Below are 15,409 nucleotides of genomic sequence, written 5' to 3'. Positions count from 1 at the left end.
TATAATTTTTATTGTTTATCTGAAATTGAGCTTTGCAAGGTAGCGAAAATGAAATGAAAATAACTTTGTCAAAGCTGTCAAGTTTAATCAATTTTGATTGTTATTTGGTTTAAAAGATAACTTTTAGACTGTAAAAGCCTGAAAATAAAATGTAAAAGGTGTTATTTTTATTGCAGTGCAAACGTGTATTGTAATTATTTCTTGGCAATACTTGCCAGAATCTATGGTATTATTGGAGTGATCTAATAATAGAATTATTTAAATTTATTATGCTAGAACGAAGTTGAGTAAATATCTTGGCTTTGTGGTTGTTAACTTTTAGCCTTAATCGTAAAAACGATTGCCAACTCGTTTGCAGATTCTTTAAAATTGACATAGTAGGCAGTAACCTAATTCTTTAGAGTGTATACTGAGTCGATTGCAGACTGTTTTCTTATAAAGAAAATTAAAATTAAGATTTTGGAGATTAAGTTAAGAAATCTGAGAGGTTTAGCTGGTATATTTTGAGTGGCTAGAAACTCTCTTTTACCTATTTATTCTTTTATCGTTAACAAAAATGAATTCTATATTTTCTTTGTAAAGAAAGATTGAATCATTCCCTGAATGCTTAATAATGGAATCTCCAATTGCTAATGTTTTATGCAAATGGATTTGAGGATATAAATAATTTGCTGCAGTATGAATAAAATAACACTTCCCTTCAATTGATACAAATATTGCTCCTTTCTCAATATGTAGTTTATCTACTCTTCCTTTAAGACTATCATTAAGAGTAAGCCGTGGATACAATGTATGCAAATTTTTAATACGCCTCGAATCTTTCATAGTAAAAAATATTGCTAATAAAACGGCCAAAATAATTGTTATTTTTATTAAGGTTTTCATGCTTATTTAATTTAGTATTTACCTATAATATGAGTGTATTGATATGTATATTGACCAGAAATAATCGTAGGGCCAATACCTACTCCGGCACCACCACCAACTCCTATTAAGTATTCTCCAGGTGCTTTTGGATTTTCAACCCAACTTGCATTTAGACCTAAAGCAATTCCTGCATCTATAGTACCACTAACATTGTTTCCCCACCCAGCAAAAGTTTCCATTCCAAAATTATTAATGTCTCCCAAATAATAATATTTATTAGCAACTCCCATTAAACTAACACTAACCCAGCCTGCTCCTAGACCTCCAGATACGAAATTATTATAATGAAGCATATCGGGACCTCTTGTTATAAGTATTCCTCCCCAAGGAGACATTGAACCTGACATTATTGCTTCAGCAGAACCAGTTATTTCAATTGAATATGCAACAGGTCTTGTTGCTGCAATTGTAGTAATGACCCAATTTGGAATTTTTCCGGTATTCTGTACTGGGGGTAGATAGGGAACATTAGTAATTGTATTAACTTGCTGACTATAATTAGCATTCGCTTGCTGTTGGTTAAAATATTCACTTCTTGCATCATTCATTGCATTAACAGCATTTTGAGAAGCAACTTCGTATTGACTTTCGTTACTAAATAATGGAATGCCATTAATATCACCTATTGGTTGTATTTGTCCACTGGAATTCATTTCATAACCAATGTTAAAGGATGGTAATCCAATTTCGTTGGCCCACTGAGCAAATTGGTTTCCTTTGTCCCATGCGTAATCCCAAGCTTGCCCTATTTTCTTAAAAATATTCCAAGTTTTACCGTCGAGATCTACCATCATCATTGGATTATTGCCCATTGCCATATATGGCGAAGCGGCTTGTAATGCAGGATCTATTGCCCACCATCGTCCTATTTCCGGATCAAAATAACGGGCATGATGATCGTACCAGTTTAGTCCAAATTTATCAAGGAACTCTTTTCCTGTATAAAGATAGTTATATTTAGTTGCGCTCGAAAGGGCTGTGATGGGAGTACCATAAGGATAGTAAGCGGTTTCTTGTAATACATTTTCTTCCTCGTCTACAATAACTCTTGTATGTCCTAAATGATCGGTTAAAGTGTAAAAATAAGTACCAAGGTCACTTTTTTTAACTTGACTACTTCCTGTTTCCTCTGAAAGAGAGGTGTTTGAAATGGTCGAGCTAGCAGAATTTGGTGCATAGTATCCCTCTCCAGTGAAAATCTTATTTAATTGGTCGTTGGTAAATAAAAATTCACCTTGATAATCGGCTCTTTGTAGTTCATTGTTGTCTTCGTCAAAAATACTACGTCGTAATAAAGTACCGTCTGCCATGTATTGGTTTACAATTTTACCATGCCCTTCTGCCTTAATGGTATCGGGTAGGTTTAAAATGTTGTAGCTAATATTAATATTCTTATACTCATCGTATATCATATTGCCATTTTTGTCGTATTTGTAACGAAAGCCATTCGTTTCTTTAGCTTCAGTTAGTTCGTGTTCTTTTAGCAGGTTTTGTTGAATGGCAATGGTGTCTTGTTCGTTAATTAAACCATCACCGTTGGTATCCGAGAACACCAAGTCATCATCTTTTCGGCGAGTAATTTGCCAGGCTTTCCATTCCGTACTGCGCGTGTCACGAGCCTTTGTTTTGTATTTGTAATTGTATCCTATTGGATGCTGATCATCTACTTCTACTTTACCATCGTTATTCGCATCACCAGGCCAAACTTCTACCTCTTCAGTGTTGGTTCTATTTAATTTTTGCAACTGATTGGTGTTTTTATAATCGTATAAAAATCGTTGGTATAGACCCAAACTATCGTTACGGCTTAAAAAACTTATGTTTCCATTCTCGTCATATTTGTATTGTGTTGTGTAAGGATGATCGCTTGAATTTGCATTGGTAAGGTTTTTCCATCCATCGTATTCAAAACTATAAGTATGTCTTTGCTTATTTTTTGTTTTCCATGCCATTGCACTTAAATTACCATCAAAATATTCTGTATTATTGGTGCCTTTTAATTTAGAATCATAAGCCAATTCTAAAGAGAAATACTTTTCACTTTGGGTTTTAATCATGCGGTTTAACTCATCGTAGGTATATTGGGTCTCAATTTTACCATTGTGTACTTTTTTGCCAGCAAGCGAACCATCGTTGTTGTATTCAAATGCAGATAAAATAATTGAACTTTGTCCATTTACACTGTGATGTACATATTTTAATTCTCCCGCAGTGCCGTATTCATATTGTTTTTTAGTACTGAATTCCTCGCCATTAAAGGTTTTGTTGATATTGGTTTCGGTTATTTTTCCTTGAAAATCGTAGGCTGTTGTCAGCTTGTCTATTCCACCTGTGTTATTTTGCGAAATGGCTTCAATTATACGTCCTTCTTTATCGTAGTAGTTAACTGTTTTTATCCATGTTTCAGATCCTAATATTCGTATTTCCCTACCACAAACTCGACCCAAACTCTTTTCAGCATATTCACTACTACAAATATTCGCTTTAGCAAATGCAAAATCGTAATTGTCGTAATAAGTTTTACCCAAAGGAATTTCTTTCCCTTTACTTGTTGATTGTTTGTCAATATATCCTGTTTCTATGGGTCTACTTAGCTCATCGTACTTGATGTAAGTCGTAGTACCTTTCGCATCAGTTTCTTTCGATACGCGGTCTAATTCGTCGTATTCTAGCGTAATGGCTCCAGCTCCTGGAATTTCTTTTTTCACTAAACGGTTACGTTCATCGTAATGAAATTTGTAAACGTAATTGTTTGCACTAATGTCTCCTTTTGCTTGAGGAGGTAATATTGCTCGTAAATTTCCATAGTCATCGTACACATAATCAGTTATTAATCCTGAACTAAAATCTACTTCACCTGTCTGATTTCCTTTTAATGCAGCTTTACGAACTACTTGTCCGTTCATGTTTTTGTAAGTAACATTAGTGATGCCCTCGAAATAAACAGATGTTTTTAAAAGCGTTCTTCTTGAAAAGTTCTTTTTTACAAAAACTTCAGAATCTGAATTTATGGTGTAAGAGGGTACATTTGCAATGTTTAATCCATAAGTTGATGTTTTTGGTCGCTTTTCTAGAGAATAATTTTCTCCAAAATTACCTTGTCTGTGTATTCGATTATATCTATTATAACTACGTTCTGCTTTATAGGTGTTTTTGAATTTGTTTTTAAGGTACTGTTTCCAGTCTTTTTTATATTTGGAATCACTTAGCATTGGTAAGCTGCGATATTGTATTGCTTGCCTCCCCAAGAAATCATATTCGAAGCTTTGTACTATACTATATTCTTGTGGTAAGCTATTTACTTTTATTTGTTGAATAGCTCTTCCTAGTCCATCCTGATATTCAATTGTTGTGCTGGCTTTATTAGAATTATTACGGTCGAAAAAACTTGCTTTTTCTTTTTTGAAAGCATAACTGGCAATATAGTTTTTTCCAGCTGAAGGTAAGCCTTGTATTTCGCTATTAGAGAACCCACCTACTACGAAACTTTCTCCCAACACCATTTGTCCAATGCCCAGTTGTTCACCAGTAATTTTTTCTTGTCCTACTTTGCCATATTGATAATCGTAAGCTTTAATTAAGTTTTGATCATGATCACGCAAAAGTTTTAACCTTCCAAAATCATCATATTCATATTGTACTGTATATCCATTGGCATCGGTTTGATTCAAAAGAAACCCCTCTGTAGAATACTTTGCAGAAGCAATAATGGCTTTTGGTAATTTTTTTCGTAAATCACCTGCTTTCCCATTGCTAATGTCTTGATAAGTTGCATTTTGTGCTGTCATTTCAAGAAAATTACCATTGTATCGGTAAGAACTTGGAATTCCATCTCTGCCGTGAGCTTGTAATAATCTAGCCTTATAATCGAATTTATCGTAGGTGATAGCGGTTTCGTATTTGCCATTGATCCATTTTTTAGATTCTTTCGGTAAACGGGTATCATTATTATAAATTACTTGGCTTCCTGATAGTTGTTTGTCATTTTTGTAAGTAACTTGTTTAACTGCTGTATATTTTGGATAAGGATTGTATTTAGGTGAGTTATTTGTATTTCCATTTCCACCTTGGTTGTCATCATTATCATCAATATCGGCTTCTCCTTTTTGAATTGGTTTTGTAGATGACTTGGAACTATTTCCTGAAAATACGTGATATTCTGTTTCTGTTCGCCAAGTATCCTTAGTGTTTAGATTTTTATGAATACTAACTTCCGCTAGTAATGGATGAATTTGAGAATATTTTTCAATTTTTGTTTCTTGATTTATACTTTGACTTATAAATATATAATTCTTATATGAAATTTTGCTTAAACGCAGTGTTTCATAGTTGATGTTATACGGAACGATATACTTTTCATTCTTTGATTCAGTGTAAGAATCAGAAACTACAAAGGCTTGCTTTTCAGACTCGTACTTGTCCATAAATATTGGTTCATAATAATATCTTTCTTCTTTGGCTACACCACCTGTTAAATTATAGCTCGTCTTACGAATTAGTTTTCCTCGTAAATTGTCCCTATCAGTAGGTTTTCCAACATTTTGAACCAATTCTGTAATATATTCATTTTTATACTTAATAAATATTTCAGGACTATAACCTTTTGCATAAAGATTATAGTGATTTTTAAAAAACTCATGATACCAAATGCTTTGTTTTAGTCCTTCTGCGTTTTCTTTACCTACAGTATTTATCCAATCTTCTTCAACTTTTTTAGTAAATTCGGGATGCGTTTTATTGATTTTATCAATAGCATACTTAAGATGATCAAATTCTATTTCCTCTCCTGAGTTTTTGTAGTTGAGATAGATGAAATCAACTACTTCTTTTTTTACTGAGGATGATTCAAATGAATTATCATAGTCTTGAGCAGTAGTAAAACTATATTTGGTCTTAATCTTATTTGTTGTTGTTTCCACATATTTATATCCTCGCGGAGAATTTTGCGTTAACAACTTTTCTGACCTTCCCCAAGGTGTGATTCCCATTTTATAAATTCCAACATTATAAGTTTTTGAACTATTCCCTATGGGTGAAGAACTATTTTTATACAAATAGTTGGTTTCTTGTACCTGTTCCTTACCATCAAATGTATATTTATGTTTTAGTATAGCTCCTTCAAAAGTGGCGTCATAAACAAATTTAGTAACAGCACCAGTAGGATTTTGCATAGAAATTAGCATTCCATTTGTTACGGTTGTATCCGATATACTAATCTGGCTTCCATCATTATGAAAGTCTGGAAGTTTATTTTTGTCTTTATCACGATCTTTATCTTGTATATTTAATGCAAGTAGAGGGTAATAGTTCAAGCTATTCTCACTGTAAAATTGAGATTTGAAACTTGGATAACTTACATAAAATCCATATTCATTTTGAAATTGAGAGCAAAATTCAGGTAATTGTTCTGGTTGATGGTAATTAAAGCTAAATAACTTAATTGTGTCTTTTTGTTCTTTGTCAATTTCACTAATTTTTTCAAGGAAGTATCTAACTCCTTCCCATTCAGTCCATGCTTCATTATTAGAAAATAAAGATCGAGAAGTACTACCGATTTTAGTAAGTTTAGGGTAGGATGGTTCAGTAATTTTGTTCTGAACAAAATTATATTCAATATTAAATTGTTTTTGAACTTTTTTATGGTCGGCTCCATAGGTTAGTATTTTTGTTATCCTGTTGGAATTATCTTCCGTCCAATTGGTATATTTAAATTTTATACTTGCTAATGAAGATGAAATATTACTTAATCGTTTGGGTTTAAAATATTTTGTTTTTACTTGTTTTGCTACAAATAACTGCGATATGTATTCATTGTTTTGGGGTTTCTGATATGTAATTATTTCAGTATTGTTATTTGCTAACTTATAGTAGTTTAGAGATTGATCAATTATTGCATCAAGAGATTGAGCTAATTTATCCTCCTTATTTTTATCTTCTTCATACGTATAGTTAATGCAATCTGCTTTGAATGGTGTCTGAATAGCTTTTAAATACCATGTCGATATATATAAATCTTTATCTTCAATAAATGTATTTGTAAATTTTGGCTCTTCAAATTCAAATGAAACAGTATAATTGATGCCATTTATAAGCTTGTGTCTGGCTTCGCTTACCTTACTTATATTTGAAAAAGTTTGTTGTTCAATATATTTACTATCCATTCCAAATTCATAACAAAAACCTGATGAAGTAGTGATCAAAAAACCTGATAATTTTTCACTTTCAAATATTAATTGAATATCAATATCTAAATCACAATGGATAATTGGGGGCATGCTTTTAGATGGAATATAGAAACTCCCCGATAATCCAGGTGCACTAAAATAATATTTATCTGGCTGTGTATCCCATAGTTCATCTTTAATTCCATCAGTATGATCAATTATAGTATTATAACTGTCCTCGTTAGTTGCGTAATCTGTAGGTGGATCAATATGCCAAAAACCTTTAAGTTTTTTTTTCTTATTTTTCTTTTTACTTGGACTATTTTCTTTCCATGTTTCTTCATGTATTGAACCATTAAATTCATCAGGATATCCTCTCACAATTCTTGCTACGGCACCACCTCCTTGTAAAGCCCATGTCATTCCTAAAGGGCCATTTTTTTCATTTACTTTTACTCCATTGCTTTGGTAAACCATTCCAATAGGAATACTCATTCCTTGGGCAGGTAGAGTATATAATGGTACACTTACATTTACAGCTCCAGTATATAAGTTCGGACTTGCTGTCGCATTTCTTACTAAGGATGCAGCAGTAGGAGAGGGCATTATTGGCATAGAAACGGGTGCTAAACCAGCAGAACTTCCACCACCTCCTGCGTTAGCAGATTTGGTGCTCAAGGCCATTGGTTTTGCCAAGGATTTTTTAAGGGTATCGTGTTCCGTTTGCAATACTTGTGCTTGCAAATACAGAAAGTGCAATAATATAGTAAGGGTCAGTGAAAATCTTTTCATTGGTTTTATTTTCGAGGTAACACGCAAAGATGTTTTATGTCCTCTGTGCTTAATTTTTTTTTATTTAGAACAGAGGTCATGCAGGAGTATAAAGTTTTTATTTTACTCTCATGATAAAGGCCAAAACATAATAGGGAACAGACACGGAATGAGAATGATTACCAGTAGATGAAATTGTATGAGTATGTGAATTGGGATTACTCATTCCTGATGATTCTGTGTCCATATTTTTATAAAATACTCTATTATTATCAGTGTCGAAATCTCCAGCACCACCTCCTTGTTCTATACTTTCGAATCCAAATGAAGTTCCTGTTCTGGCATCATCTTTTCCCGATGTTTCAATAAAATAGTAGTTTTTAAAATTGTGTTTGTGAGTAGGAATATCGGAAGGGGTTAGCTTATAGGCTCCGGTATTTCCCGCATGATTGTGAGTACCGTTTGTATTTGTATTAAAATTGTTAGGAGTTGATCCAACGGTTCCTCCATTGTTTCCACTATCAAAACCAGATTTCCCAGGATAACTACCAACAATAAATCTGCCTCGTAAGTCTGGGGTTTGATTACCATTAACAAGTTGTCCATCGCAAAGCGCCCAACCATCTGGAATTGTTGTTCCATTCCACATGATTATTCCTCCAAGAGGGATTTTTCCTGCAGTCCATTCATCTTTTTCTGTTTGGCTCACAAACTGTTTACTGGTTGTTGTGGTAATCATATTAGCAGAATGATTAGCATCGTGCACGTAATTATTGGCTGCATCTTCAATTCCTGCTAATTTATTTTTTTCAGTTGTAGTGTAATCATTGGATGAAACTTCCGATTTATCTGCTTTGGCATTCCAAGTTGTTTTTTCAGCATCGCTTACAAATCTGTGGTTTGCATCTTGGGAAATTATACTAGCCGTATGTGTAGTTGGGTGTGTGTATTTATTCGCACCAGCCGTTATGCCATCTAGTTTTGATTTGTATGTGTTGGTAAAATCATTTGTAGATAGGTTTTTGCCTGTTGCTTTGTCAACCTTATTGTTCCATGTGTTTTTTTCAGTATCATTTACAAAGCGATGTGTTGCATCTTGGGTAATTATATTAGCTGAATGACTTGTTGGATGTATATAATTGTTAGCATTTGCAGCAATACCTAATAATTTAGCTTTCTCAGTACTTGTAAAGTCTTCGCTTGAAAGTCCTTTTCCAGTTATAGTATTCACTTTGTTGTTCCAACTTGCTTTTTCTGCATCACTTACAAAGCGATTAGTACTGTTCGTATTTATTTCAGCCGGATTGTGTGAATGACTTTTTATAGCATATCTTTCTACAGGTATTCCACCAGATAAAGTCACAATACTTATTCCTGCAATTTCCAGATTGTCAGTTCCGATAATACTGTTTGCATTTAGGGTATTACCATTTATAGCGCCATTGGTATTTACTCCGCCTGAACCGACAAATGTTCCAGTATTATTAATAACATCGGCATTACTAATCATAATTGCATCTGCACCTGATATGTATTTAGCAGAAACGGTTCCATTTAGTGCTGAAATAGCGCTATTAGTATTTCCTTTTGCATTTGTATGGGTAGTTTGAATTTGAGCACTTGAGTTTACACCTCCATCTCCAATAAACTGAGATGCACTATTTATTACAACCTTATTTCCAATGGAGTATCTATTAGATATTGAGTTGCCAACGGTTAAGTTAGATGTTGATAAATTATCAATATTAATGGTATTGGTTGTAAAATCTCCTGAAATGAGAATATTTCCCTTGTTACCTATAGCCAATTGATCATTGCCAGCTAAATCAATGTCATTACCAATGAATAAATTTCCATTTCCAGTATTTGATTTTCCAGTTCCATGTCCAATAAAAATATTCTTTTCTCCAGATTCATTTACAAGAGCACTTGAATCACCAATAAATATGTTGTGTTGTGCGTAGGTGTTTTTATATCCGGCACGGTAACCTATTGCAATGGTATTTGTGTTGGTCGATCCTGGAACCGATAATCCAGCTTCATAACCAATTGAAATGTTATTGTTGCCTGAATTTTGCTTTGCAGCATTGTATCCGATTGCAATAGATGAATTTTGTTCTCCGAGCTCCATTGCTGAATAGCCAATAGCAACAGATTTTCCAGATGCATTTCGTCCTTGCATAGCCATGGTTCCCAATGCAACATTTCTTTCGCCTGAAAAATCTCCAACTGTTGAGGCTGATTTAGAAGGATCTCCTATTGATTCTCCAGCCTGATTTCCAACAAAAACGTTATCAAATACATTTTCAGAACCTCTGCCTGCATTTTTACCAATTAGTACGTTTCGTTCACCACCTTTGTAAAGTGTATATCCTGCTTCGTGACCTATGATCGTGTTATTTTTGCCAGTAAAAAGTTTATCTCTTTCATGAATCCCTAGGATTACATTTAAAGAATCCGTTGCATTGAATTCATAGAACGAATTTTCTAGATCATCATAAATAAATTTGTAAGCTTGATTCCATTCTCCATAGTCATATAATTTATTCCCACTTGCATCAACTAAGCCATTCTCCATTTTATAACGAATGCGTGTCCATTCATCGTCTGTCTTCATTTCAGAAGTCCAATTTTTCATGATTGTATCCTTGGCATATTCGCGATCGATTTTGCTTGCATCCAATGCATTGTAGGCCTTGCCATTGTATAATACAAAATCTTGACTTAACTGAATTCCACCTAATTTGTTATGTGTGCCTAATGGTAGTTGATAGTTGTTGGCACTATTTTCAATACCGTCGAGTTTGGTTTTTAAAGCATCAGTAAAATTATTGTCAGCTTTTGTTGCTCCATCTTCAATATTAGCTAGTTTTAATTTTAATGTTTGGGAAAAGTTTTCTTCAGTGAAGTTTAAAGTATCTAACTTAGTTTTCATTTCAACAACTGTATCCTTAAGTGTCGAATGATCTGTTTCTATTTTGGTCATTCTATTCTCTTGAATTACTCTCTCTATGTTGTGAACTTCTGCTAAGGAGTCAATTTTTTTGATTAAGTTATTTTGAGTTTGGTTAATTAGATTGGATAGATTGTAATCGCCCAATTCTATTTTTTGACTTAAAGTATTGTGAAATGTATTAAGGCTAGTTCTAATTATTTGTGCAGTATCTTGCAAGGCTTCTTCTAAAAGATTTAATTTAAATTGAAAATCTAATCGAACCTTTTGTGCTGTATCTTGAATTGCTAACTGAGTTGAGTTAATTTTGTCATTTAGCAAAATGACTTCGTTATTTAGTTTATTTTGATTAATTGAATTTAGCGAATACATTTTGGATCTGATATTCTTTGCGGTATCTGCTAATTGGCTTGTTTTGTCCAGATCTAGTTGCTCTAATTTTGATTGAAAATCTAATCTTAGTTGTTGCTCAATATCTTCTGCAGATGAGTTAGTTGTGTTGATTCTATCATTTAGTAGATTAACCTCGTTATTTAGTTTTGAGTTAGTTTCAGAATTTAAGGCGTTTATCTCAGCTCTAATATTCTGGCTTGTTTTTTCCAGTTCAATTGTTTTGCTCAGGTCAAGTTGATTAATACTTTGCCTAATTGCTGATGCGGTATCAATTATTTGATTGTTTAGTCTTTGCTCTAAATTGTCTATAGCTCCTGATGAACTACTTTCATTATTAAGTAATTGTTGAGAGAGGATTTCTAATTTGGCGTCTCGTTCATTTCTAATAACGGTAGCTGTATCTTTCAGGGTTTGCTCGAGTAAACTTAAAGGAACTTCTGCCTTTAATAGATTATTACTTGTGTCGTAGATTAATCCTTCTCCAATAGAATAATTGTAGCAAGCATCAATAAGATATCCAAAATGAGCTGCACCTGGAGCATAGCCATTTTGAAAATGACCCTTCACCTCATTTTTTGTCTGCTGTGCGTTTATGTTATGGATATTGCCAAAGAAAAGAACGGTAAGTATAAAGTAGGAGTATAGTTTTGTCATAGTGTTGATTTATAGGTTGATGTTATGGAGGAATCGTATTTATTAAACTTTAATAATTTTTACAATATCTTTTTGCTGATTGGAGTAAATAATATTAAAGAAATATTGACCTGGTTTTAAGTGAGAAAGGTTTAATTCAATTTGATCTCCCAATAATTTTGGTTTAGAATCGTATTGAGATCCTTTTGTATCATATAAAAGCATAAACTCAATTGTTTCTATTTTTTCTGGTTGAATATGGATCCAGCATCTTTCTTTTGTTGGATTTGGAGCAGCTAGGAGTAAATTAGGTTCACCGTGATCTTCGCATTCAATGTTTATTGGTAAAACAAAAGGACTTAAAGGTATTTCTGATTTATTGTTGTCATATGCAGTAATGCTTTCTGCTTTAAACTCTATTTCGTACTTGCAATTATTTGAAATAAGTTTATAATATGTTTCGGGTTTGATCACAAAATCTATTGAGATTGGAAGTTCGTCAAGTTTAAGACTTTTGTCTCTTCCTTTTAGAGTTAAAGAGTACAAGATAAATGAACTGTCTATTCGTTGTATTTCGTAGTAGTCGTCTTTATTTAATTCTAATTGTTTCTCATTTGCGGATATGCGCATTGAATCAGCATATACAACGTTTGGATCAAAACTTAATTTATACGTGATTCCATGCATATTGCTAAGATGAACAATATCGGCACCAAGGGTTGCTCTATAAGCTCCAAGTTGATTAAGATTATTTAAACTAATAATTTCCTCAGTAGATTTTAATTGTACTGATTGAGCACTTGCAACAATGTGAAGATTAACTATTAAGATAAGTATAGATAAGATTTTGAAGCAAAGCTTTGGAAAATTAATCATTTGAAATTATGTTTTCGTGTATTTACTGCAGTGTATTGGTCTTGGTTTAGGCTAAGTTTCTGTATTAGAGATTTAAGAAAGTCAAAAATATAAAAATTAAATAAACATCAATAAAAAATATGTAAATAAAGAATGGGTCTAATTTAATTTTATGTTGGATTTTTATACTTTGATATTTATTCGATTACTTGTTTTTAAATTGATTCATTAGTATCGTATTGTTCAGTAAGTTGTGTTTTGTAAGGAATTTTATTGGGAGATCCTGTTGGTAACGAAGTATGTTGATTTTTAAAAAATGCAAATTTAAAGCACACAGCTAAGACCGAATAATGGCTCAAGCATAACAGGAATATCTTCAATAGAAGGTAGAAGTAGTAACCTTCCTAAAATAAGTAGAAAACTCTTGTAACTTTATTGTTAGTTGGGATGTCTTCTTAAAGGCTAAATTGTAAAAACGATTGCCGACTCGTTTGCAGATTCTTTAAAAGTAACATAGTGATAAGTAAACAAACTCTTTAGAGTGTGTATTGAGTCGATTGCAGACTTATTTTTACACAGAATAATTAAAGCTCCTCCTGGTAGTATGTCTCAATTCTATTAATAGATAATTCGTGTGTAGTTCTGTTGATGCTAATTTTGTATTGTCCAACTAATTTGGGATGGGTAAATTCATCTTTTAGCAGAATAAAAGTGATTTCTTGTTTGTTCAAATTGTACATGCCAGTTGATTCTCCTTCCTCGTTAATCGAATAATATTCTGGAGCAATAATATATCTTAAAAATAGACCTTCTTCAAGATTATCTATTTTGCCAACGAAGTCACAAACCTCTTTTGTTTCATCGATGTAATAAGTTTTACCGTCTTCAACAGTTGCTATGTAATCGAAACACATTGTAGGATGACATCCTTCTCTAAAACTTGAACTTATTTTGATATCTGGAATAGCAATGCTTGCTGGTTTAATTCCTTTGCTGAATATTACTTCTGTTGTTGATTCTATGTAATCATAGTTTCGATATTCCCAGTAGTCAATGTGATCATTGGGAATGATCTTAGTCAATATCTGTTCAAACGACATTTTTGGTATCGGTTTGTCTTTTGCTTTACTGTGATTTGCAAGAATTATCAATAAGAGGATTATTATTAATTGTTTCATTTTTAGTGGGGTGATAATTTATATTTGTATTCCTTAGTTGCGGCAAACAAGGATCTTTTTCTAAACTAATTTTCCATATTCAATCGTGCTGCTATTACAAAAATTATAATTGATGCTATTGTCATCAAAACAGAAAGAATGTCTTTTTTAGCACTTCTATTTTTTTTAAATACTTCATGAAGCCTGATTTGTCGATCTTTTTGGTTGAAAAAAATAAAATTTCCAAGCAAAATAGGAAGGCCTGTGATTACAGCTCCTTTAGAATTAAGAACAACGCCTTCAATATTTAGAAAGGCTAGTGTTATGCCAATAATTCCAATAACAAGAAAACCTGTAAAAACACTAAAAAATGCTGTTGCAAATATATCGAAATGCTTATCGTGGCTAAACCGTTCATATATACTATAAACAATAAAATACCAGTAGGTGTAGAGGTTCATAAAATTGATTTCTTAGCTTAGAATAAGTATTCCTTTAAATATATAATTGAAACAACGAGTGTGAAGAATATCAATCCAATAGTTCTATAAATTGTTTCATTTGAAAAGCTATTTATAATTTCATCGCTTTAAAAGTCATTGCTAAAATAAATCCGATTACCATAGCTACGTAAATAAGATATATCCAAGTATTTAAAGTTTTAGTTTGGGCCTGATTAAAATTAGATTCTTTAGGGTCTATATGCATTGGGCGATAATGTCCCTTTAAAAGGATATCCGTTAAGGTTTTTCGTTTAAATTTAGCATATGATGAATACCATTTGTAAACAAAAAAGAAAGCACTAAGCAAGCATATAGCTCCTAAGGTAATTAGTATGTACTTGAACATGAATTTGTATTGATGATTGGTTTAAATGAGTAGTCTAATAAATCCAACTATAAAAATTGATATTAGGCTAATGAAAACATACAATGTTAGGACTATATTAACTCTTCGATTAATCCTTTTTCTACCGTATGTATAGATTATTTTGAGGTATTTCTTTTTTTGATAAAAATAAATAGAGCAAACTCCATAAATTATTAATAGTAAAATAAGAACGATCAACTTTGGAGTTCTTATTGTTAGTTCACTAAGAATATCAATCAAATTTAAAATACTTAATAAATTAAATGTTAGGAGTATGCTTATTAGTAAAACATTTGCTCCTATGTGATCAGTTGTATCTCTATGTTTTCTTGAGAAAGAATATAAAAAATAGAAAAAGCGATCTAATATTTTCATGCTGTAATTATTAATCAATCATACCCTTTGTGGAATATTATTATTATCATAGTAAAGATAATTGTCATCTTTACTATGTAAAATTAACAACTCATTATTAAATGCTTACTTTTTTCTAAGATAAGTTTCAATAAAATTTGATAATGTTTCTATTCAGTAAAACTTGTGTAAACCAAACACCCTATGAAAATCAATCAATTAAGAATTGATGTAAACCTTGTAAACTTCAATGTAAACCCTTAATGTATTGTAATACAATTTGTAGTGGCAGTGGTTTACAGGTTTACAATGAAAAACAGAAAAACAAAATA

Annotated in this window: 7 protein-coding genes; all 7 read right to left on the bottom strand. The window is 32.3% G+C overall.

Annotated features, from left to right (window positions below; genetic code table 11):
- Window positions 1-525 precede the first annotated feature (525 nt).
- Window positions 526-885, bottom strand: coding sequence for a hypothetical protein (locus tag L3049_RS10590; protein WP_275109778.1), 360 nt, complete (start codon window positions 883-885; stop codon window positions 526-528).
- Window positions 886-896: 11 nt separating this feature from the next.
- Window positions 897-7,883, bottom strand: coding sequence for an RHS repeat-associated core domain-containing protein (locus tag L3049_RS10585; RefSeq protein WP_275109777.1), 6,987 nt, complete (start codon window positions 7,881-7,883; stop codon window positions 897-899).
- Window positions 7,884-7,980: 97 nt separating this feature from the next.
- Window positions 7,981-11,862, bottom strand: coding sequence for a tail fiber protein (locus L3049_RS10580; RefSeq protein WP_275109776.1), 3,882 nt, complete (start codon window positions 11,860-11,862; stop codon window positions 7,981-7,983).
- 42 nt (window positions 11,863-11,904) lie between these two features.
- Complete coding sequence (locus tag L3049_RS10575) at window positions 11,905-12,717, bottom strand: T9SS type A sorting domain-containing protein (RefSeq protein WP_275109775.1); 813 nt, start codon at window positions 12,715-12,717, stop codon at window positions 11,905-11,907.
- 563 nt (window positions 12,718-13,280) lie between these two features.
- A complete protein-coding gene (locus L3049_RS10570; protein ID WP_275109774.1) occupies window positions 13,281-13,874 on the bottom strand; it encodes a hypothetical protein in 594 nt (197 codons plus the stop codon).
- A 65-nt stretch (window positions 13,875-13,939) separates the two neighbouring features.
- Window positions 13,940-14,314 carry a hypothetical protein gene (locus L3049_RS10565; RefSeq protein ID WP_275109773.1) on the bottom strand — a complete coding sequence of 125 codons (375 nt, stop codon included), beginning with the start codon at window positions 14,312-14,314 and terminating at the stop codon, window positions 13,940-13,942.
- A 112-nt stretch (window positions 14,315-14,426) separates the two neighbouring features.
- Window positions 14,427-14,702 (bottom strand): hypothetical protein, encoded by a 276-nt coding sequence (locus L3049_RS10560; RefSeq protein ID WP_275109772.1) that lies wholly within the window; start codon window positions 14,700-14,702, stop codon window positions 14,427-14,429.
- Between the last annotated feature and the right edge of the window lie 707 nt (window positions 14,703-15,409).

Origin of the sequence: Labilibaculum sp. DW002 (assembly GCF_029029525.1) — a bacterium.
GTDB classification, from domain to species: Bacteria; Bacteroidota; Bacteroidia; order Bacteroidales; family Marinifilaceae; genus Paralabilibaculum; species Paralabilibaculum antarcticum.
This window is presented reverse-complemented; position numbering and strand designations above follow the sequence as displayed.